Below are 20,362 nucleotides of genomic sequence, written 5' to 3' on the forward strand. Positions count from 1 at the left end.
TTGCGCGGGTTTGGTAATGGCTGGCTGGCTCAATGAGTCGGCGATGGCACCCCGAGAAACTTGCACAGTTCGACCCGCTTGGCCAATGCATCGCGGCGGCCAAGCTCAATCAACTCGCTGCAATAGCCCGCTTCGAACAGCAGGTAGCTGAGTACTCCGGCACCACTGGTTCGGGTAGCGCCCGGCCCACGCAGAAACAAACGCAATGCCGCGGGCAGTTCATGCCGATGGCGGGCGGCGATTTCATCGAGCGGCTGGCTCGGGGCAATGACCAGCACTTCTACCGGGGCCAGGCCCAGCCGCCGCGGTTGCAGGTCCGAAGGCAAGAGATGACTGAAATAGTTGAGCCGCTGCAACAGCTCGATGTCATCCTCCAGGCTGTCGATGAAGGTACTGTTGAGCATGTGCCCGCCGATTTGCGCGAGGCTCGGTTGCTGGCCGCTGAAGACCTGCTGGCGGGGGTCGTCGGCGGTGGGCCCGCGTGGGTTGCCACTGACCCCTACCACCAGTACGCGGCTGGCGCCCAGGTGCAACGCCGGACTGATGGGCGCCGATTGACGCACCGCGCCGTCGCCGTAGTACTGCTGGGCGATCTTGACTGGCGCGAACAATAGCGGAATTGCCGAACTGGCCAGCAGATGATCGACCGTCAGATGAGTCGGCAGACCGATTCGCCGGTGCCTGCGCCAAGGGTCGATGATCCCCTTGCCCTGGTAGAACGTCACCGCCCGCCCGGACTCATAACCAAAGGCAGTCACTGCCACGGCGCGCAGGTGTTGCTGGTTGATCGCTTCGTTGATCCCGGAAAGCTCCAGGTGCGTGCCGAGCAATTTGCGTAGCGGCGAGCTGTCGAGCAACGCCACCGGACCCCGTGCACCCAGCCCGAGCAGGCTGTGGCCGACAAACCGGCTGGCCTGGCGGATGACCCCCGGCCAGTCGCTGCGCAGTACCTGATGGCTCTGGAAGGATTCCCAGAAATCAGTGAGGCGACGGATCGTCTCGCTGAAATGCAATGCCCCGCTGGCCAGGGTAACCGCATTGATCGCCCCGGCCGAGGTACCGACGATCACCGGGAACGGGTTCGGCGCCCCCAGTGGCAACAGGTCGGCGATACCGGCCAGTACGCCGACCTGATAAGCCGCCCGGGCGCCACCGCCGGAGAGGATCAGGCCGGTGATTGGCTCGGCTGTGGGCATCGCGGTCCTCGTGGGTGATGGGTTGTCTGGGCTGGCGTCATCGCTGGCAAGCCAGCTCCCACAATGGATCTTTGTTAATTCACAGTTTTGTGAGCGACATCAAACCCTGTGGGAGCTGGCTTGCCAGCGATCGAGCGCGCAGCGCTCGCATACACGCTACCGCTTGCGTTTATCGTACAACTTGGGCGCCCCCGGAGGCCGCGACTTGAAGCGCCGATGCGCCCACAGGTACTGCTCCGGGCACTCGCTGATCGCCGCCTCGACCCACTGATTGATCCGCAGGCAATCGGCCTCTTCGGTTTCGCCCGGAAAGTTTTCGAGCGGCGCATGGATAACCAAACGATAGCCGCTGCCGTCGGCCAGGCGCTGCTGGGTGAACGGAATTACCCGCGCCTTGCCCAGGCGGGCGAACTTGCTGGTCGCGGTCACCGTCGCCGCCTGGATGCCGAACAGCGGCACGAACAGGCTTTGCTTGGCGCCATAGTCCTGGTCCGGCGCGTACCAGATTGCCCGTCCCGCCCGCAGCAGCTTGAGCATGCCGCGCACATCCTCGCGCTCGACCGCCAGGGATTCGAGGTTGTGCCGCTCGCGGCCCGTGCGCTGGATGTAGTCGAACAGCGGATTCTTGTGCTCGCGGTACATGCCGTCGATGGTGTGCCGCTGGCCAAGCAGGGCCGCACCGATTTCCAGGGTGGTGAAGTGCACGGCCATCAGGATTGCGCCCTGCCCGTCGCGCGCAGCAGCCTGCAGATGCTCGAGCCCTTCGATGTGGGCCAGGCGGGCAAGACGGGCCTTTGGCCACCACCAGCTCATGGCCATTTCAAAGAAGGCAATGCCGGTCGAGGCGAAGTTTTCCTTGAGCAGGCGTTGCCGCTCGACGGACGGTAGCTGCGGGAAACACAACTCCAGATTGCGGGCAGCGATGCGCCGCCGCTCGCCGGCCACGCAAAACATCAGCGCGCCCAGACCACGGCCGATACGCAGCAAAACCCTGTAAGGCAGCTGGACAATCAGCCAAAGCAAGCCCAGCCCCAGCAACAGCGGCCAGAAACGCGGGTGAAGAAATGAACGTTTGAAACGCGGGCGATCCATTACAGATTCCGGACAGACTACTTGGCCGCGCATTCTACATCGGTTCGAGCGGGTTGCGGCTTGAGGGCGTTCTCGTTATAAGTCTCGGCACTTTTTCGTTACAAGCCGCTAGTGCCGACCATGAGCCAAACCGAATCGCTAGACCAAGATCCCGTGTTCCAGCTCAAGGGCAGCATGCTCGCCATTACCGTGCTGGAGCTGGCACGAAACAACCTTGAAGGCCTTGATCGCCAGTTGGCGGCCAAGGTCGCCCAGGCACCGAACTTTTTCAGCAACACCCCGCTGGTGCTGGCGCTGGACAAGCTGCCGGCCAGCGAGGGCGCCATCGATCTGCCCGGCCTGATGCGCGTTTGTCGCCAGCATGGCCTGCGCACCCTGGCGATCCGTGCCAGCCGTATCGAAGATATCGCCGCCGCCATTGCCATCGACCTTCCCGTGCTGCCGCCGTCCGGCGCCCGCGAGCGTACGCTGGAGCTGCAGGAAAGCGAAGTCGTCAAGAAAAAGCCGGAAAAACCGCCTGAGCCGCTGGTCAAGCCGACCAAAATCATCACTTCGCCTGTGCGCGGCGGCCAACAGATCTATGCTCAGGGTGGGGATCTGGTGGTGGTGTCTTCGGTCAGCCCCGGTGCGGAACTTCTCGCCGATGGCAACATCCATGTGTATGGCCCCATGCGTGGTCGTGCCCTGGCCGGAATAAAGGGCGACGGCAAGGCACGTATTTTTTGCCAGCAATTGAGCGCTGAGCTGGTGTCGATTGCCGGGCAGTACAAAGTGTCCGAAGACCTGCGCCGCGACCCGCTGTGGGGGGCCGGGGTACAGGTCAGCTTGTCTGGAGATGTGTTGAACATCACTCGTCTTTAACGGATACTGCGCCATTTTACATGCAACTTACAAAACATGGCGGATTGGGGTCCATGTTGTCGGAAGTTAGCAGCGGGCAGGCTTTACCGGGAGTAAAACTGCTCAATTGCAAGACTTTCAGCAGGTTTCTCCCGCTGTAGTTGTTTTTAAGTTTGTTTTTTTAGGGACTAGCAATCCTTTTTCTTTAGGGGTGATACACCTTGGCCAAGATTCTCGTGGTTACATCCGGCAAGGGTGGTGTGGGTAAGACCACCACCAGCGCCGCTATCGGTACCGGCCTCGCACTGCGCGGCCACAAGACAGTCATCGTCGACTTCGACGTCGGTTTGCGTAACCTCGACCTGATCATGGGCTGCGAACGCCGCGTGGTGTACGACTTCGTCAACGTCGTCAACGGTGAAGCGAGCCTCTCCCAGGCCCTGATCAAAGACAAGCGCCTGGAAAACCTTTACGTCCTGGCCGCCAGCCAGACCCGCGATAAAGACGCGCTGACCCAGGAAGGCGTGGGGAAAGTCCTCAACGAACTGAAAGAAACCTTCGAATACGTTATCTGCGACTCGCCAGCGGGCATCGAGAAAGGCGCGAGCCTGGCCATGTACTTTGCTGACGAAGCCATTGTCGTGACCAACCCGGAAGTATCCTCGGTACGTGACTCCGACCGCATGCTGGGCCTGTTGGCGAGCAAGTCGCTGCGCTCGGTGAACGGCGCAGACCCGATCAGGGAACACCTGCTGCTGACCCGCTACAATCCCGAGCGCGTCAGCAAAGGCGAAATGCTTGGCGTTGAAGATGTCACAGACATCCTGGCCATCAAGTTGCTGGGCGTGATTCCAGAATCCCAGGCCGTGCTCAAGGCATCGAACCAGGGTGTACCGGTAATTCTCGACGACCAGAGCGACGCCGGCCAGGCGTACAGCGACGCCGTCGACCGACTGTTGGGCAAGGAAGTGATCCATCGCTTCCTCGATGTGAAAAAGAAAGGATTCTTTGAGCGCCTGTTTGGAGGCAATTGATCAATGAACATTTTTGACTTCTTTCGGGACCGCAAGAAAAGCAACACCGCGTCGGTAGCGAAAGAGCGTCTACAGATCATCGTGGCGCACGAGCGCGGCCAACGCAGCACCCCGGACTACTTGCCAGCCTTGCAGAAGGAGTTGGTTGAGGTGATCCGCAAGTACGTCAATATCGGCAACGATGACGTGCAAGTGGCACTGGAAAACCAGGGCAGCTGCTCGATTCTGGAACTCAATATCACCCTGCCCGATCGCTGATCCAACGCAGGCTGCCACGGCGACTCACAGCCCTTTGTAGTTAAAAGGGGCTGCGAGTCGCCGTTGGCGTTTCAAGAGAATACTCAATGCCGTTGTCGAACATCCGCATCATTCACCAGGATGCCGCCGTCCTGGTGGTCGATAAACCGACCCTGCTCCTGTCCGTCCCGGGTCGCGCCGACGACAACAAGGACTGCCTGATCACCCGCCTGCAAGAAAACGGCTACCCCGAGGCGCGGATCGTTCATCGCCTGGACTGGGAAACCTCCGGGATCATTCTGCTGGCCCGTGATGCCGACAGCCATCGCGAACTGTCGCGTCAGTTCCATGACCGCGAGACCGAAAAGGCCTACACCGCCCTGTGTTGGGGCCAACCTGAATTGGACAGCGGCAGTATCGACCTGCCTTTGCGCTACGACCCGCCGACCAAGCCGCGGCATGTGGTCGATCACGAGTTCGGCAAACACGCGCTGACGTTCTGGCGCATTCTCGAGCGCTGTGGCGATTACTGCCGGGTAGAGCTGACGCCGATTACCGGGCGCTCGCACCAGTTGCGCGTGCACATGCTTTCGATCGGGCATCCGTTGCTGGGCGATGGGCTCTATGCGCATCCAGAGGCGCTGGCGGCGTATCCGCGGCTTTGCCTGCATGCGAGCATGCTCGGTTTTACTCATCCGGTCAGTGGTGAGCGATTGCGATTTGAGTGTCCGGCACCGTTCTAGGCGTTGGACCGCGTCGACTTCATCGCTGGCAAGCCAGCTCCCACAGGGTTTTGCAGGGTATTCACTATCCATGTGGGAGATGGCCGGGCGGCGCTCCGCTTGCCAGCGATAGGGCCACCCCCAATCCCAAGCCAATACGGTAAACTCCCGCCACTGCTGTCTGGAGTTACTTATGCGCGATGCTCTGAACCAAGGCCTGCTCGACTTCCTCAAGGCCTCCCCTACCCCTTTCCACGCCACCGCCGCCATGGCACAACGACTCGAGGCCGCTGGTTACCAGCGCCTGGACGAGCGCGACAGCTGGGCTACCGTCGCTGGCGGCCGTTACTACCTCACCCGTAACGACTCCTCGATCATCGCCTTCAAGCTCGGCCGCCATTCACCGCTGCTCGATGGCATCCGCATGGTCGGTGCCCACACTGACAGCCCGTGCCTGCGGGTCAAGCCGCAGCCCGAGTTGCAACGCCAGGGTTTCTGGCAATTGGGCGTGGAGGTTTACGGCGGCGCGCTGCTCGCGCCCTGGTTCGACCGCGATCTATCGCTGGCCGGCCGCGTGACCTTCCGCCGCGACGGCAAGGTCGAAAGCCAGCTGATCGACTTCAAACTGCCGATTGCGGTGATCCCCAACCTGGCGATCCACCTCAATCGCACCGCCAATGAAGGCTGGATGATCAACCCGCAAACCGAGTTGCCACCGGTCCTGGCCCAGGTGGCCGGCGACGAGCGTGTCGATTTCCGTGCGTTGCTGACCGACCAACTGGCCCGCGAGCACGGCCTCAACGCCGATGTGGTGCTCGACTACGAGTTGAGTTTCTACGATACCCAAAGTGCCGCCATCGTCGGCCTGCACGGCGATTTCATCGCCGGGGCGCGGCTGGACAACCTGCTCTCGTGTTACGCCGGCCTGCAGGCACTGCTCACCGCCGACAGCGAGGAAACCTGCGTCCTGGTCTGCAACGACCATGAAGAAGTCGGTTCGTGCTCGGCCTGCGGTGCCGACGGCCCGATGCTCGAACAGACCCTGCGCCGCCTGCTGCCTGAAGGCGACGACTTTGTCCGGACCATCCAGCGCTCGTTGCTGGTTTCGGCCGACAACGCCCATGGCGTTCACCCCAACTATGCCGACAAGCACGACGCCAACCATGGCCCCAAACTCAACGCCGGCCCGGTGATCAAGGTCAACACCAACCAGCGCTATGCCACCAACAGCGAAACGGCGGGGTTCTTCCGTCACCTGTGCATGGCCGAAGAAGTGCCGGTGCAAAGCTTCGTGGTGCGCAGCGACATGGGGTGCGGTTCGACCATCGGCCCGATCACCGCCAGCCAGCTCGGTGTGCGCACTGTCGATATCGGCTTGCCGACCTTCGCCATGCACTCGATTCGCGAGCTGTGCGGCAGCCATGACCTGGCGCACCTGGTCAAGGTGCTCGGCGCCTTCTACACCAGCCGCGATTTGCCGTAACGTTGAGTTGACTCGAAATCCTGCGGCCGCTTTGCGGCCGAGCGCAGCCTGGCGGCAGCGGCTACACCGACCCAGTGATGCCGATACTATGTAGCCGCTGCCGCAGGCTGCGCTCGGCCGCGAAGCGGTCGCAGGGGCTCAAAGCAAGCACGATGTGATTCGTATCAAGCCGCTTCTTTTCAATTCAACCTATGCTCATGGGCACGACTGTCGAACAGGGCACCACTCCATGTCTGATTTTCAATCCATGTTCCTCCCGGTCATCGCCGGCCTGACCCTGCTGACTGTCGGCTTCACGCTGCGCGAACGCAATGTCGGGGTTTTCCTGATCTGGATAGGCATGCTTTGCATACTCGGCATCATGGTTTACAAAATCCTGCAAAAACTGACATGAGGTTGTCTGTCCAGGACGAGCCGGCCAAGGGCTAACCGGCGCTGACATCGGCGCTCAGGCGAATCGCGTCATGGCGCCAGAACTCCAGGTCGCAATCGATCAAGCGCCCGTACTGATCATGGTTGACCCGGGTAATGCGCAAGCCCGGGCTGCCCAGCGACACCTTCAGGGCTGCTGCGGCCGCCGCCGGCAATGCGGTCGGGAGCATCTCGAAGCGGACCCGGCCATATTCGATCTGGTAGTGACTGCCATACAGCTCGGTCAATGACTGACTGAGGTCGTGCTGCAGGATTTCGGGAAAGTATTGCGGGTTGAGGTAGTGCTCGGCGTACAGCACCAGGCGCTCATCGATGCGCCGGGCCCGGCAGATCTGGATCACGCTGGACAGCGCCGGCAGCTGCAGCCACTCGCAAACCGCCGCCGACGCCGGCTGCAGGCGCGCCGATATCAATTGGGTCGAGGGTACCCGCCCCTGCTCGCGAACCATGGCGTGAAAGTGGCTGCGCTTCATCAAGTCATAGGTCAAGCGCGCCGGCGAGACAAACCAGCCGCGCCGCTCCTCGCGGTAGATCAGCCCCCTGGCTTCCAGCTGCACCAACGCTTCGCGCAAGGTGATGCGGGTGGTGGCAAACACTTCACTGAGTTTGCGCTCGGCCGGCAGCTTGCAGGCGGCCGGCAGGAGACCGTGTTCGATCTGCTCCTGCAGGGCATTGCAGATTGCCGTTACCGCTCGAGGTGCATTTTCGCGCATCAGTGTTTCCTGATTGGACTAGTCCAGCCCCACATACGGGCACAAGCCGCTGGCAGCGGCCTTCGGGAGAATGTTGCAAGCCTAGGCAATGCAAATGACGTGCAGATGACAAAACCGCCCAACGGTCCTTCCCGGAGCCTTGGCCAGAGCGCTCTAGCCGTTTCAGATCAAGCACTTGAAACTGGTCTACGCTTATCCCTCAGAGTCGACGAAAGGCCTGTAACAGGGCCTGGCGTGTCGGGCTGGACATCAAATTGTCATCCGGCGGGCCTAGATTGGCTCAGGTATTGCTGACCTAGACCAGACGCAAACAACCCCCATAACAACACCAGCGTTTTGCAAAGCATCCAAAGGAGCTTCGGATGAAACAGCTTTTCCTGGCATCACTGTTAGGCTCGACCATCGCCCTGTGCACCTCTGCCATGGCCGCCGATGTTGATCTGAAAACCCTTGAAGCCGCAGCCAAGGCCGAAGGCGCCGTCAACAGCGTCGGCATGCCCGATGCCTGGGCAAACTGGAAAGGCACCTGGGAAGACCTGGCGAACAAATACGGTCTCAAGCACATGGACACCGACATGAGCTCGGCCCAGGAAATAGCCAAGTTCGCGGCGGAAAAAGACAACGCCAGCGCCGACATCGGCGACGTCGGCGCCGCCTTCGGCCCCATCGCCGTCAAGCAGGGCGTGACCCAGCCCTACAAGCCAAGCACCTGGGAGCAGATCCCGGCGTGGGCCAAGGACAAGGACGGCCACTGGGCGCTGGCTTATACCGGCTCTATTGCTTTCATCATCAACAAGCAACTGGTCAAGGATGCCGACTCACCCAAGAGCTGGGCGGACCTGGAGAAAGGCAAATACAAGGTTGCCATCGGTGACGTAGGCACGGCCGCCCAGGCTGCCAACGGCGTGCTGGCTGCGGCGATTGCAAAAGGTGGCAATGAGAAGAACATTCAGCCAGCACTGCTGATGTTCGCCGAGATTGCCAAACAAGGACGCCTGTCCATGGCCAACCCGACCATCCAGACCCTGGAAAAAGGCGAAATCGAAGTGGGTGTGGTCTGGGACTTCAACGGCCTGAGCTACCGCGAGCAGATCGACCCGAAACGCTTTGACGTGCTGATCCCTTCCGATGGCTCGGTGATCTCTGGTTACACCACCATCATCAATAAATACGCCAAGCATCCGAACGCCGCCAAACTGACCCGCGAATACATCTTCAGCGATGCCGGCCAGACCAACCTGGCACGCGGCAATGCCCGGCCGATCCGTGCCGAGCACCTGTCGCTGCCTGCCGATGTCCAGGGCAAGCTGCTGCCTAACGAACAGTACAAGAACGTGAAGCCGATCCAGGATGCCGATGCCTGGGAAGCGACCTCGAAAGCCTTGCCGCAGAAGTGGCAAGAAGAAGTGATTATTGAGATGAAGTGAGGCTTGGGTTGGGTCAGTTGCCTTTGCGGTGGCTGGCCTGGCCTCATCGCGGGCAAGCCCGCTCCCACAGTAGATAGAGACAACACTGACTATCTCTGTGGGAGCTGGCTTGCCAGCGATGAGGCCCTCTCAAACCCCACAACTTCCAATCAAGGAACCCATATCCCATGCCCAACAACGTCATCCTGGTCCTGCTCGATGGCCTCAACTACCAGGTGGCGCAGCATGCGATGGGCCACTTGCAGGCCTACGTCGAGGCTGGCAGGGCAGCACTGTACAAGCTCGAATGCGAACTACCGTCACTCTCAAGGCCCCTGTACGAATGCATTCTCACGGGCGTACCCCCTATCGACAGCGGCATCGTGCACAACAATGTCTCGCGCCTGTCCAACCAGCGCAGCGTGTTTCACTATGCGACCGATGCGGGCCTCTGCACCGCTGCCGCGGCCTATCACTGGGTCAGTGAGCTGTATAACCGCTCGCCCTTCATCGCAGCCCGCGACCGCCATACCGACGCGCCGGACCTGCCGATCCAGCACGGCCACTTCTACTACGTCGACCATTATCCCGATTCGCACCTGTTCGCCGACGCCGAAAGCCTGCGCCTGCGTCATGCCCCGAACTTCCTGTTGGTGCACCCCATGAACATCGACGACGCCGGGCACAGGCACGGCCTCGACACGCCCCAATACCGCAACAGCGCACGCTCGGCCGATGTCATCCTCGCCGATTACCTGCAAGGCTGGCTCGAGGCCGGCTATCAGGTGCTGGTCACCGCCGATCACGGCATGAACAACGACCGCTCGCACAACGGCATGCTGCGCGAGGAACGCGAAGTGCCCTTGTTCGTCCTCGGCGACGCCTTCAGCCTCGATGGCAATGCCCATCCAAAACAGACCGAACTGTGCGGCACGGTTTGCCAATTGCTGGGCGTGCCTCACGACAAACCCGTCTGCCGGGAGCTGTTGAAGTGAACTCAGTCACCCGTGGCAAATGGCTGGCACTGCTGTGTCTGCTGCCGTTCGCCGTGTTCTTCATCGTCTTTCAGATCGCCCCGCTGGCCTGGGTGGCGATCAACAGCCTGCAGTCCGAAAGCGGCTGGGGCCTGGATAACTTCAGCAAGATCTTCGCCTCGAAATTCTTCCGCCAGTCGATCCAGTACAGCCTGGAGATCAGTTTCTGGTCGAGCCTGTTTGGCATCATCATCGCCATTCTCGGCAGCTATTCGCTGCGCAATGTCGACTCGCGGCTGCGTGACTTCGTCAACGCCTTCGCCAACATGACCAGCAACTTCAGCGGGGTGCCGCTGGCTTTTGCCTTCATCATTCTGCTCGGTTTCAACGGCGCGATCACGATGATCCTCAAGCAGTCCGGGATCATTGAAGACTTCAATATCTATTCCAAGACTGGCCTGATCATTCTCTATACCTATTTCCAGATTCCGCTCGGTGTATTGCTGCTGTACCCGGCGTTCGACGCGTTGCGCGAAGACTGGCGCGAATCCAGCGCGCTGCTCGGCGCCAGCAGCTGGCAATACTGGCGGCATATCGGCCTGCCGGTGATGACACCGGCCCTGCTCGGGACCTTCGTCATCCTGCTGGCCAATGCCCTGGGCGCCTACGCCACTGTGTATGCGCTGACCACCGGCAACTTCAACGTGATGACCATCCGTATCGCGGCGCTGGTCGCCGGCGATATCAGCCTCGACCCGAACCTTGCCAGTGCCCTGGCGGTGATTCTGGTGGGCTTGATGACGCTGGTGACCGTCGTGCACCAGTGGCTATTGAAGAGGAGCTACCATGTCTCGCGCTGAAACGGGCACCAGCAACCTCTACCATCGGATCATGGTGTATTTACTGTTCATCATTATGCTGCTGCCACTGGCCGGAACGCTGCTCTACTCGATCGCGACCAGCTGGTCGGCGAGCATCCTGCCCAGCGGCTTGACCTTGAAATGGTACGTGGCGCTGTGGAGCGACCCGCGTTTCCTGACCGCGTTCGGCCAGTCGCTGCTGGTCTGTTTCGGCGCCCTGGTGTTGTCGGTGGTGTTGATTCTGCCGCTGTTGTTCGTGGTGCATTACCACTTTCCCAGGCTCGATGCGCTGATGAACATCCTGATCCTGCTGCCCTTCGCCGTGCCGCCCGTGGTGTCCTCGGTAGGCTTGCTGCAGCTTTATGGCTCCGGCCCCATGGCCATGGTCGGTACGCCGTGGATTCTGATCGGTTGCTACTTCACCGTAGCCCTGCCGTTCATGTACCGGGCAATCACCAACAACCTGCAGGCCATCAACCTGCGCGACTTGATGGACGCCGCCCAACTGCTCGGCGCCAACACTTGGCAGGCGGCCATTCTGGTGGTGCTGCCCAACCTGCGCAAAGGCCTGCTGGTCGCCCTGTTGTTGTCGTTCTCGTTCCTGTTCGGCGAGTTCGTCTTCGCCAACCTGCTGGTCGGTACTCGCTACGAGACCCTGCAGGTCTACCTCAACAACATGCGCAACAGCAGCGGCCACTTCAATAGCGCCCTGGTGATTTCCTATTTCTTCTTCGTGCTGGTGCTGACCTGGGCCGCCAATCGATTGAACAAGGACAAAGACTGAAATGAGTTTCGTCAGCGTCGAACATTTGCAAAAGAACTACGCCAGCACACCGGTGTTCAGCGACATCAACTGTCGCATCGAACGGGGCGAATTCGTCACCCTGCTCGGCCCTTCCGGTTGCGGCAAATCCACCCTGCTGCGCTGTATTGCCGGGCTGACCTCGGTCAACAGCGGCAAGATCCTCCTGGACGGCCAGGACCTGGTGCCCCTCAGCCCGCAAAAGCGCGGGATCGGCATGGTATTCCAGAGCTATGCCCTGTTCCCCAACATGACCGTGGAGCAGAACGTTGCCTTCGGCCTGCGCATGCAGAAGGTCAACGGCGACGACAGCCACAAGCGCACCGGCGAAGTGCTGGCGCTGGTCGAATTGCAAGAGTTCGCCAAACGCTATCCGCACCAGCTTTCCGGCGGCCAATGCCAGCGCGTGGCCCTGGCTCGCTCGCTGGTCACCCGGCCGCGCCTGCTGCTGCTCGACGAACCGCTGTCGGCGCTCGACGCGCGCATCCGCAAACACCTGCGCGAGCAGATCCGGCAGATTCAGCGCGAGCTGGGCCTGACCACGATTTTCGTGACCCATGACCAGGAAGAAGCCCTGACCATGTCCGACCGGATCTTCCTGATGAACCAGGGCCGTATCGTCCAGAGCGGTGACGCCGAAACCCTCTACACCGCGCCGGTCGATGTGTTCGCCGCCGGTTTCATCGGCAACTACAATCTGCTCGATGCCGACAGTGCCAGCCGCCTGCTGCAGCGCCCGATCCACTCGCGCCTGGCGATCCGCCCGGAAGCCATCGTGTTGGGCCTGAGCGGCGAGCTCGACGGTGAAGTGCGCAGTCACACCCTACTGGGCAATGTGATCCGCTACCGGGTCGAAGCCCGTGGCGTAGAGTTGATCGTCGATGTACTGAACCGTTCGGCGGCCGACCTGCACCCCAATGGTCAGCGCGTGTCGCTTTCCATCGATCCCACTGCCCTTTGTGAGGTAGCCTGAGGGCTTTCAAGGAGTGTTTCCTAAATGGCTCTAGCGATTTTCGATTTGGACGAAACCCTGATTCACGGCGACTGCGCGTCGCTCTGGAGTGCACAGATGGGCCGGTTGGGCTGGGTTGACAGCGAGTCCTTCCTGCGCCGTGACCTCCAACTGATGGACGCCTACGGCAAGGGCCACCTGGCCATGGAAGACTATATGGCCTTCAGCCTGGAGCCGATTGCCGGGCGTACACCGGAAGAGGTCGAGCATCTGGTCGGGCCTTGGGTCGAGGACTTCATCGAACCGATCATTTTCAGCGACGCCTGCAAAAAAATTGCCGAGCACCGCAAGGCTGGCGACCGGATCCTGATTATCTCGGCGTCCGGTACGCACCTGGTCAAACCCATCGCCGAACGCCTGGGCGTGGATGAAATTCTCGGGATCGAGCTGGAGATCAAGGGCGGGGTGTATACCGGCAATACCGTCGGCACCCTCACCTACCGCGAAGGCAAGATCACTCGGTTGATGGATTGGCTGGATGCTGAAGAGGAGAACCTCGAAGGCGCGTATTTCTATTCCGATTCGCGCAATGATTTGCCGTTGTTGCGCAAGGTCGACAACCCGCGGGTGGTGAACCCGGATCCGGTGTTACTTGCTGAAGCCGAGAAGGCGGGGTGGCCGATACATCAGTGGAGTTGAGACCTGGCGACCGCTACGCGGTCGATCGCGGGCAAGCCCGCTCCCACAGGGATAGTGGTGTTTTCACTATCTACTGTGGGAGCTGGCTTGCCAGCGATGAGGGCTTCACAGGCAAACGCCGACTTAAACCAAACTCTCGTCAATCACCAACACCAACTTGCCCGACACCTGATTGCCCGCCAGCTCGGCAAACGCCGCCTCGGCATCGCGCACCGGGAACGTCTTGGCCAGCTGCGGCTTCAAGCGCCCCTCCACAAACAACGGCCACACCTGCTGCCCCAGATCGCTGAGCAGGTCGGCCTTGAACTGATCGTCGCGGTTGCGCAGGGTCGAACCCAGCACCTGCACACGCTTGGCCAGCACCTGGGCCAGGTCAAGATGCGCCTCGCGCCCGCCCATCAGGCCGATGATCACCCAACGGCCATCACGGGCCAGCAGCTTGAGGTTCAACTGGGCATAGTTGGCCCCGACCGGATCCAGGATCACATCGAAGGGGGCAAAGTCATTCAAGGCCTCCAGACCCTCCGTGCGTACCACGCCACCGACAGCGCCCAACTCCTGGCAATAGGCCAGTCGATCCGCCGAGCCGACACTGACCCAGCACGGGTTGCCGAACGCCTTGCACAACTGGATGGCCGCCGAACCGACGCCACTGGCACCGGCATGCAGCAAGACCTTTTCACCGGGCTTGAGCGCGGCAAGCTGGAACAGGTTCAGCCAGGCCGTGCTGTAGACCTCCGGCAGGGCTGCCGCCTCGACCAGGCTCAACCCTTCGGGCACCGGCAGTATATGCCGGGCATCGACCACCACCTCCTCGGCCATGCCACCGCCGGCCAGCAGCGCGCAAACCCGGTCGCCGACCTGCCAGGACGACCCGGGCCCGACTTCACTGATGATCCCGGCGCATTCGAGCCCGAGGATTTCACTGGCCCCCGGTGGCGGCGGATAAAGGCCCGCACGCTGCAGCAGATCGGCGCGGTTGAGCCCCGCTGCAGCCACCCGAATGCGCACCTGCCCCACGTCACAGGTCGGGCCAGGTGCCTGAACCCACTCCACATGTCCGTCAACGCCTTGCAATGCCTTCACAGTGCCTCCATAGTTGAGTCATGACTGAGCCCGGAGCTGTAGCCCCGGGCTTTTTGCATTATGCGACCGGTTTCGATGGAACCGGCGAATTCAAAGACGGCCTAATATGCGTGAACAATTGCCCCCACGTCGAATCAGCATGAAGCATTTCTTGCCAAGCACTGCCCTGGCCCTGTTCATTGGCCTGGCCGCACTACCGCTGTCGGGCAATGTGTTCGCCGCCAATAGCTGGGACAAACTCCAGCCGGACCGTGACGAAGTCGTCGCCAGCCTGAATGTGGTCGAACTGCTCAAGCGCCACCACTACAGCAAGCCGCCGCTCAATGACGCCCGCTCGGTGATCATTTACGACAGCTATATCAAACTGCTCGATCCCTCGCGCAGCTATTTCCTGGCCAGCGACATCGCCGAGTTCGACAAGTGGAAGACTCAGTTCGATGACTTCCTCAAGAGCGGTGACCTGGACCCTGGCTTCATCATCTACAAGCGCTACCTGGACCGGGTCAAATCGCGTCTGGACTTCGCCCTGGCGGAGCTGAACAAGGGTGTCGAGACCATCGATTTCACCGTCAAGGAATCCTTGCTGGTAGAGCGCAAGGATGCCCCCTGGCTGAAGAACAAGGCTGAACTGGACGACCTGTGGCGCAAGCGCGTCAAGGACGAAGTCCTGCGCCTGAAAATCGCCGGCAAGGAACCCAAGGCGATCCAGGAACTGCTGACCAAGCGCTACAAGAATCAACTCTCGCGCCTGGACCAGACCCGCGCCGAAGATATCTTCCAGGCGTACATCAACACCTTCGCCCAGTCCTACGACCCGCACACCAACTACCTGTCGCCGGACAATGCGGAAAACTTCGATATCAACATGAGCCTGTCGCTCGAAGGTATCGGTGCCGTGCTGCAGAGCGATAACGATCAGGTCAAGATCGTCCGCCTGGTGCCCGCAGGCCCGGCCGCCAAGACCAAACAGGTTGCACCGGCCGACAAGATCATCGGTGTCGCCCAGGGCGACAAGGAAATGGTCGACGTGATCGGCTGGCGCCTGGACGAAGTGGTCAAGCTTATCCGTGGTCCGAAGGGCTCGGTGGTCCGTCTTGAAGTGATTCCGGCCAGCAATGCGCCGAACGACCAGACCAGCAAGATCGTGCCGATCACCCGCGAAGCGGTGAAGCTCGAGGAACAAGCCGCGAAAAAATCGGTACTCAACCTCAAGCAGGATGGCCGCGACTACAAGCTGGGCATCATCGAGATCCCGGCGTTCTACCTGGACTTCAAAGCGTTCCGTGCCGGTGATCCGGAGTACAAGAGCACCACGCGCGACGTGAAGAAACTGCTGACCGAACTGCAGAAAGACAAAGTCGACGGCGTGGTCATCGACCTGCGCAACAATGGCGGCGGTTCCCTGCAGGAAGCCACCGAGCTGACCAGCCTGTTCATCGACAAGGGCCCGACGGTCCTGGTACGCAACAGCGATGGCCGGGTCGATGTGCTCGAAGACGAAAACCCGGGCGCCTTCTACAAAGGCCCGCTGGCGTTGCTGGTCAACCGCCTGTCGGCATCGGCCTCGGAGATCTTCGCCGGTGCCATGCAGGATTACCACCGCGCGCTGGTCATCGGTGGCCAGACCTTCGGCAAAGGCACCGTGCAGACCATCCAGCCGCTCAACCACGGCGAGCTGAAGCTGACCCTGGCCAAGTTCTACCGGGTTTCCGGGCAGAGCACCCAGCACCAGGGCGTACTGCCGGATATCGACTACCCGTCAATGATCGACACCAAGGAAATCGGCGAAAGCGCGCTGCCTGAAGCCATGCCATGGGACACCATCCGCCCGGCCATCAAACCGGCCTCGGACCCGTTCAAGCCGTTCCTGGCGCAGCTCAAGGCTAGCCACGATGCCCGCTCGGCCAAGGACCCGGAGTTCATTTACATCCGCGATCGCCTGTCCCTGACCGAGAAACTGATGAACGAGAAGACCGTCAGCCTCAATGAAGTGGAACGACGTGCCCAGCACACCGATATCGAAAGCAAACAGTTGGCTCTTGAGAACACCCGGCGCAAGGCCAAGGGCGAAGAGCCGCTCAAGGAGCTGAAGAAAGAAGACGAGGACGCACTGCCGGTCGAAGACGATACCAAGCCGGAAGACGACGCCTACCTCAGCGAAACCGGGCGCATTCTGCTCGATTACCTGGGGATGAATTCGGCGGTGGCGAAACACTGAGTGGCAAGGCGTCGATGATGGCCAAATAATGTGTGCCTGAACGGCGCAGCGTCATTAAACAGTCATCATTCTGTCGTGAAATACGGGGCTGAGCGCCATGGGCGCCCAGCCCTTTTTTTCAAGGTAGCCCTCGCCATGACCGTCACCGAACAGCTCAGCGCCTTGAGTAGCATACTGGCTCAAAGCGGCTTGCACAGCCTGTTCCAACCCATCATCTGCCTGTCCGAGCGACGCATCCTGGGCTATGAAGCCTTGAGCCGGGGGCCGTCCAACAGCCCGCTGCACTCTCCGATCAACCTGTTCGCCATTGCGCGTCAGGCCGGTCGCCTCAGCGAGCTGGAAATCGCCTGCCGGGAAAGCGCTTGCCGCCGTTTCAGCGCGCAGCAGCTCGAGGGCAAGCTGTTTCTCAACGTCTCGCCCGAATCCCTGCTCGAACCCACCCATCAACCGGGGCGTACCCTGCAGCTGTTGCAACACTATGGTATTGCGCCCAGCCAGGTGGTGATCGAGCTGACCGAGCAGACACCGACCGATGATTTCCAGCTGCTCTACAATGCCCTGCACCACTACCGCGCCATGGGTTTCTCCATCGCCCTGGACGACCTGGGTGCCGGCTACTCAAGCCTGCGCCTGTGGTCGGAGTTGCGCCCGGATTACGTCAAGATCGACCGGCATTTCATCGATGGCATCCATCAGGACGCGGTCAAGCGCGAGTTCGTCGGCTCCATCCTGCAGATCGCCAAGGCGTCGCGGGCGCAGGTGATTGCCGAAGGCATCGAGCTGGCCGAAGAGCTTTCGGTGCTCACCGAAATGGGCGTGGACCTGGTGCAGGGCTACCTGCTCTGCCGCCCGCAGGAGCAGCCCCCGCGCGAAGCCCGCGCCATGCTGCCCAGGCAACCGGATGCGGCTGTCCCGGCGCTCAATGACGATGGCTGCGACCTTGGTGCGCTGCTGATCGAACACCCCGCCGTCTCCTGCGACACGCCCACGGCCGATGTCCTGGAAGCCTTTCGGCGCCAGGCCAACCTCAACTCGCTGGCAGTGCTCGATGCCCAGGATCATCCCTGCGGGATCATCCATCGCCACTCGCTCTCCGATGCGCTGCTCAAGCCCTTCGGCACCGACCTGTTCGCCCGCAAGCCGATCAGCCGGCTGATGAGTGACGACTTCCTCGCGGTCGAACTGAATCAGTCGTTGCAGCAGGTCAGCCGGCTGCTGACCAGCCGTGCCCGGCAGCGCATCGAAGAGGACTTCATCATCACCGTCAATGGCTGCTACCTGGGGCTGGGACGGGTCATTGACGTGCTCAAGCTGATCACCGAACTGAAGATCCAGCAGGCCCGGCATGCCAACCCCTTGACCTTGCTGCCGGGCAATGTGCCGATCCAGCAATGCCTGACCCGGCTATTGCAACAAGGGCGTGAGTCGGTGATCTGCTATGTGGATATCGACAGTTTCAAACCCTTCAATGACATCCATGGCTATGCCCGGGGCGACGAGGTGTTGCTGTGTCTGGCCCAATGCCTGAACGAACGGGTCGACCCCAGCCGCGATTTTGTCGGGCATATCGGCGGGGACGACTTCCTGCTGGTGTTGGGCTGCGACGACTGGCGCAAACACCTGCAACAGTTGCTTGAAGACTTCCAGAGCCAGTGTCGACGCCTCTATCGCGCCGAGGATCTGGAGCAAGGCTTTTTCGTTTCCCACAACCGTCAGGGGCAGCGCCAGGAATTCCCGCTGCTGTCACTCTCCATCGGCGTGGTGCATCTGCGTGAGCAGGCCTGCGCCCACCTCGATGCCGGTCAACTGGCCGAGCTGGCCTCGCGGGCCAAGCACCACGCCAAGGAGATACCGGGCTACAGCCTGCACCTGATCGATACCCTCAACCTTGATAGCGTTGCGCCAGCTCAGGGTCCGGCGCCAGGCAAAGGTGGCAAGGCTTACCCCTCCTCGGGATAGCTGTACTCGAACACCCGAACCACTTCCGAAGCGTGCCAGGAAGCGGCAGCGACGCCATCGGAGGGGCCGGAAAACCGCCCCAGGCGCTCAACACATTCAAAGAAACCGGTGCGCGGCAATCGGCTGGCGCCCTGGCTGATCACCAGTGAACTGCGCAAGGGTTGTTCGGCGCGGGCATCGAGTACCGCCAGGTACTCCAGCGCCGCCGTCAGGGTCTGCATGGCAGGCGTGGGAAACTGCAACCGCTCGAGCAACGCCCGGTACGTCAGCAAATGGCGTTGGCGACGGGCATGATCAAGTTCGCTCAGCAGCCCTTCCCACTGTTGGCGGCTGATGCGCACGGTAGTCACGAGGCATCCCTCCAGCCAGGAACCCCCAGCTCCCAGGCAAGGCTTCGTCGGATCGCCGCATCGGGCAGGCGCTCGCCGCTTTCAATCATCGACAGATAGGACGGGCTGATACCAACGGTCCGCGCCAGGGCCTCGAGCGCCAGGCCCTTGGCCTCGCGCAACACCCGCAAAGACTCAAGACCAGGCAACTCGGTGGCCGCTGGTGCAGTTGACGGTTTGGTGGAAGGTTCATTGAAACTGTGTTCGGACTGCCCTGCTGCACGCAGCAAAGCCTGGTACTGAGCCCATGGCACAACCGCATATTCCGGTTGACCATCACGGCTGATGACCTGAATCCCCATTACGACCCCCTGTAGGATTACGATATGTAATCCGTTTACTACGCACAAAAGCCTTATGTATCTGATACTTAGGCTTAGAGCACGGCATCGGTATCCCTATTTCTATCCCAGTTGGCAGCGGCAGGCCGGGCCCCCTCTACGATCTGGTTGGCTAACTGTACCACCGGAAGGGGGGCAGCTACCAAGCGTCGAGTGCTGAGCCCCCCAGGAAAATACCCCCTGCCCGGAAATCACCCCCTGAGCAAAGCAGAAGGCATAATTAGACGAACGGTATTTATATCAAGTCCTTGATTTCTCAAGCCTTCTCTTAATTTTAATTACAGCCAGCTAATTAGCCGCTTAATTTTAAGCTCCTAATAAATAGCGACTAATCTCCCCCAAGTACTTGATTTCTCAAACCTTCTCTTAATTTTAGCTCCATAATAAATAGCCCTACTAATTAACCACTTAATTTTAAGCCCCTAATAAATAGCGGCTAATTATTTTTAAGGCCATAGCCTGTGCCCCCAAGTCTTTGATTTTCAAACCTTCTCTTAATTTTAATTGGTTAATTCCTTAAAATTAATTAATTAAAAGCTAAAGGTAAAAAACTTCGACTTTTGTTCTTGCCCAACTTCCAAAAATCGGTTGTATACTATCGCCCATGTTCAAAGTTCACTAAGGTATCCCAATCATGGCCGCCATGAAGTTGCCAACCACTGAACCCCAACTGCTGACCGTCAATCAACTGTGTGCCGCGTTGTGCATGGGCCGCACGAAGGCTTATCAGTTGATGGACACTGGCGTTATCGCTTACCTGATGCTGGGCGGCGTGCGCCGCGTACCAATTTCCGAAGTTGCGCGCATTGTTGGCGAAGCCAAGCGGGCAGCCAAACAGGCGCTGATCGCGGAACTGCTGTAAGGGCCGGGAGAATCTGGCGGAATAAAAAACCCTCTCAGCGAAGACGTTTAACCGAGAGGGTTTCG

At 60.5% G+C, this 20,362-nt stretch carries 21 protein-coding genes; 15 read left to right on the forward strand and 6 right to left on the reverse strand.

What is annotated here, in order from left to right; genetic code table 11:
* Window positions 1-29 precede the first annotated feature (29 nt).
* Window positions 30-1,196 (reverse strand): patatin-like phospholipase family protein, encoded by a 1,167-nt coding sequence (locus tag NVV94_RS19865; RefSeq protein ID WP_258444079.1) that lies wholly within the window; start codon window positions 1,194-1,196, stop codon window positions 30-32.
* A gap of 156 nt (window positions 1,197-1,352) precedes the next feature.
* On the reverse strand, window positions 1,353-2,288 hold the full coding sequence (locus NVV94_RS19870; RefSeq protein ID WP_258444080.1) for a lipid A biosynthesis lauroyl acyltransferase: 936 nt from the start codon (window positions 2,286-2,288) through the stop codon (window positions 1,353-1,355).
* Between the two features lie 120 nt (window positions 2,289-2,408).
* Here NVV94_RS19870 and minC point away from each other — a divergent pair, with 120 nt between their 5' ends.
* The 6 genes from minC to NVV94_RS19900 all read left to right on the forward strand — a co-directional run bounded on the left by minC (window position 2,409) and on the right by NVV94_RS19900 (window position 6,998).
* Window positions 2,409-3,149 carry a septum site-determining protein MinC gene (minC, locus tag NVV94_RS19875; RefSeq protein ID WP_258444081.1) on the forward strand — a complete coding sequence of 247 codons (741 nt, stop codon included), beginning with the start codon at window positions 2,409-2,411 and terminating at the stop codon, window positions 3,147-3,149.
* Between the two features lie 200 nt (window positions 3,150-3,349).
* Window positions 3,350-4,162, forward strand: a complete 813-nt coding sequence (gene minD, locus NVV94_RS19880; RefSeq protein ID WP_258444083.1) for a septum site-determining protein MinD — start codon at window positions 3,350-3,352, stop codon at window positions 4,160-4,162.
* Between the two features lie 3 nt (window positions 4,163-4,165).
* The gene (gene minE, locus NVV94_RS19885; RefSeq protein ID WP_166359068.1) at window positions 4,166-4,420 is read left to right on the forward strand and encodes a cell division topological specificity factor MinE; all 255 of its coding nucleotides are present in this window, start codon (window positions 4,166-4,168) and stop codon (window positions 4,418-4,420) included.
* 86 nt (window positions 4,421-4,506) lie between these two features.
* Window positions 4,507-5,142 carry an RluA family pseudouridine synthase gene (locus NVV94_RS19890; protein ID WP_258444084.1) on the forward strand — a complete coding sequence of 212 codons (636 nt, stop codon included), beginning with the start codon at window positions 4,507-4,509 and terminating at the stop codon, window positions 5,140-5,142.
* Window positions 5,143-5,314: 172 nt separating this feature from the next.
* The gene (locus tag NVV94_RS19895) at window positions 5,315-6,604 is read left to right on the forward strand and encodes a M18 family aminopeptidase (RefSeq protein WP_258444085.1); all 1,290 of its coding nucleotides are present in this window, start codon (window positions 5,315-5,317) and stop codon (window positions 6,602-6,604) included.
* 229 nt (window positions 6,605-6,833) lie between these two features.
* Window positions 6,834-6,998, forward strand: a complete 165-nt coding sequence (locus tag NVV94_RS19900; protein ID WP_258444086.1) for a hypothetical protein — start codon at window positions 6,834-6,836, stop codon at window positions 6,996-6,998.
* A 31-nt stretch (window positions 6,999-7,029) separates the two neighbouring features.
* Here NVV94_RS19900 and NVV94_RS19905 read toward each other — a convergent pair whose 3' ends face one another.
* Window positions 7,030-7,749, reverse strand: a complete 720-nt coding sequence (locus tag NVV94_RS19905; RefSeq protein WP_258444087.1) for a UTRA domain-containing protein — start codon at window positions 7,747-7,749, stop codon at window positions 7,030-7,032.
* A gap of 362 nt (window positions 7,750-8,111) precedes the next feature.
* On the opposite strand from NVV94_RS19905, the gene NVV94_RS19910 reads away from it, so the two are divergent.
* From NVV94_RS19910 to NVV94_RS19935, 6 genes are all read left to right on the forward strand, one after another.
* Entirely contained in the window at window positions 8,112-9,176 is a 1,065-nt protein-coding gene (locus NVV94_RS19910) for an ABC transporter substrate-binding protein (RefSeq protein ID WP_258444088.1), read from the forward strand.
* A 167-nt stretch (window positions 9,177-9,343) separates the two neighbouring features.
* A complete protein-coding gene (locus tag NVV94_RS19915) occupies window positions 9,344-10,150 on the forward strand; it encodes an alkaline phosphatase family protein (protein ID WP_258444089.1) in 807 nt (268 codons plus the stop codon).
* On the forward strand, window positions 10,147-10,989 hold the full coding sequence (locus NVV94_RS19920) for an ABC transporter permease subunit (RefSeq protein WP_258444091.1): 843 nt from the start codon (window positions 10,147-10,149) through the stop codon (window positions 10,987-10,989). Before NVV94_RS19915 ends, NVV94_RS19920 begins: the two co-directional genes overlap by 4 nt.
* On the forward strand, window positions 10,976-11,773 hold the full coding sequence (locus tag NVV94_RS19925) for an ABC transporter permease (protein WP_258444092.1): 798 nt from the start codon (window positions 10,976-10,978) through the stop codon (window positions 11,771-11,773). Before NVV94_RS19920 ends, NVV94_RS19925 begins: the two co-directional genes overlap by 14 nt.
* Before the next feature lies 1 nt (window position 11,774).
* Window positions 11,775-12,764 (forward strand): ABC transporter ATP-binding protein, encoded by a 990-nt coding sequence (locus NVV94_RS19930; protein ID WP_258444093.1) that lies wholly within the window; start codon window positions 11,775-11,777, stop codon window positions 12,762-12,764.
* A 24-nt stretch (window positions 12,765-12,788) separates the two neighbouring features.
* Window positions 12,789-13,442: an HAD family phosphatase gene (locus NVV94_RS19935; protein WP_258444094.1), complete on the forward strand. Its 654-nt coding sequence runs from the start codon at window positions 12,789-12,791 to the stop codon at window positions 13,440-13,442.
* 123 nt (window positions 13,443-13,565) lie between these two features.
* On the opposite strand, the gene NVV94_RS19940 is transcribed toward NVV94_RS19935, so the two are convergent.
* Window positions 13,566-14,528 (reverse strand): zinc-binding dehydrogenase, encoded by a 963-nt coding sequence (locus NVV94_RS19940; protein ID WP_258444095.1) that lies wholly within the window; start codon window positions 14,526-14,528, stop codon window positions 13,566-13,568.
* A gap of 139 nt (window positions 14,529-14,667) precedes the next feature.
* Here NVV94_RS19940 and NVV94_RS19945 point away from each other — a divergent pair, with 139 nt between their 5' ends.
* Window positions 14,668-16,746 (forward strand): carboxy terminal-processing peptidase, encoded by a 2,079-nt coding sequence (locus tag NVV94_RS19945; protein WP_258444096.1) that lies wholly within the window; start codon window positions 14,668-14,670, stop codon window positions 16,744-16,746.
* Between the two features lie 135 nt (window positions 16,747-16,881).
* Window positions 16,882-18,705, forward strand: coding sequence for a bifunctional diguanylate cyclase/phosphodiesterase (locus tag NVV94_RS19950; RefSeq protein ID WP_258444097.1), 1,824 nt, complete (start codon window positions 16,882-16,884; stop codon window positions 18,703-18,705).
* Here the strand turns inward: NVV94_RS19950 and NVV94_RS19955 are convergent.
* The gene (locus NVV94_RS19955; protein ID WP_258444098.1) at window positions 18,687-19,055 is read right to left on the reverse strand and encodes a hypothetical protein; all 369 of its coding nucleotides are present in this window, start codon (window positions 19,053-19,055) and stop codon (window positions 18,687-18,689) included. The genes NVV94_RS19950 and NVV94_RS19955 overlap by 19 nt on opposite strands.
* Entirely contained in the window at window positions 19,052-19,396 is a 345-nt protein-coding gene (locus NVV94_RS19960) for a helix-turn-helix domain-containing protein (protein WP_258444099.1), read from the reverse strand. Before NVV94_RS19960 ends, NVV94_RS19955 begins: the two co-directional genes overlap by 4 nt.
* Before the next feature lie 673 nt (window positions 19,397-20,069).
* On the opposite strand from NVV94_RS19960, the gene NVV94_RS19965 reads away from it, so the two are divergent.
* Window positions 20,070-20,297, forward strand: a complete 228-nt coding sequence (locus tag NVV94_RS19965) for a helix-turn-helix domain-containing protein (protein ID WP_258444100.1) — start codon at window positions 20,070-20,072, stop codon at window positions 20,295-20,297.
* Window positions 20,298-20,362: the final 65 nt, after the last annotated feature.

Source organism: Pseudomonas sp. LS1212, from assembly GCF_024741815.1.
GTDB lineage: Bacteria > Pseudomonadota > Gammaproteobacteria > Pseudomonadales > Pseudomonadaceae > Aquipseudomonas.

Coding starts and splice junctions, on each gene's coding strand:
- NVV94_RS19905 (WP_258444087.1), bottom strand. CDS start 7,749: ATGCGCGAAAATGCACCTCGAGCGGTAACGGCAATCTGCAATGCCCTG.
- minE (WP_166359068.1), top strand. CDS start 4,166: ATGAACATTTTTGACTTCTTTCGGGACCGCAAGAAAAGCAACACCGCG.
- minC (WP_258444081.1), top strand. CDS start 2,409: ATGAGCCAAACCGAATCGCTAGACCAAGATCCCGTGTTCCAGCTCAAG.
- NVV94_RS19895 (WP_258444085.1), top strand. CDS start 5,315: ATGCGCGATGCTCTGAACCAAGGCCTGCTCGACTTCCTCAAGGCCTCC.
- NVV94_RS19925 (WP_258444092.1), top strand. CDS start 10,976: ATGTCTCGCGCTGAAACGGGCACCAGCAACCTCTACCATCGGATCATG.
- NVV94_RS19935 (WP_258444094.1), top strand. CDS start 12,789: ATGGCTCTAGCGATTTTCGATTTGGACGAAACCCTGATTCACGGCGAC.
- NVV94_RS19960 (WP_258444099.1), bottom strand. CDS start 19,396: ATGGGGATTCAGGTCATCAGCCGTGATGGTCAACCGGAATATGCGGTT.
- NVV94_RS19945 (WP_258444096.1), top strand. CDS start 14,668: ATGAAGCATTTCTTGCCAAGCACTGCCCTGGCCCTGTTCATTGGCCTG.
- NVV94_RS19900 (WP_258444086.1), top strand. CDS start 6,834: ATGTCTGATTTTCAATCCATGTTCCTCCCGGTCATCGCCGGCCTGACC.
- NVV94_RS19865 (WP_258444079.1), bottom strand. CDS start 1,196: ATGCCCACAGCCGAGCCAATCACCGGCCTGATCCTCTCCGGCGGTGGC.
- NVV94_RS19910 (WP_258444088.1), top strand. CDS start 8,112: ATGAAACAGCTTTTCCTGGCATCACTGTTAGGCTCGACCATCGCCCTG.
- NVV94_RS19930 (WP_258444093.1), top strand. CDS start 11,775: ATGAGTTTCGTCAGCGTCGAACATTTGCAAAAGAACTACGCCAGCACA.
- NVV94_RS19950 (WP_258444097.1), top strand. CDS start 16,882: ATGACCGTCACCGAACAGCTCAGCGCCTTGAGTAGCATACTGGCTCAA.
- NVV94_RS19870 (WP_258444080.1), bottom strand. CDS start 2,288: ATGGATCGCCCGCGTTTCAAACGTTCATTTCTTCACCCGCGTTTCTGG.
- NVV94_RS19890 (WP_258444084.1), top strand. CDS start 4,507: ATGCCGTTGTCGAACATCCGCATCATTCACCAGGATGCCGCCGTCCTG.
- NVV94_RS19965 (WP_258444100.1), top strand. CDS start 20,070: ATGGCCGCCATGAAGTTGCCAACCACTGAACCCCAACTGCTGACCGTC.
- NVV94_RS19915 (WP_258444089.1), top strand. CDS start 9,344: ATGCCCAACAACGTCATCCTGGTCCTGCTCGATGGCCTCAACTACCAG.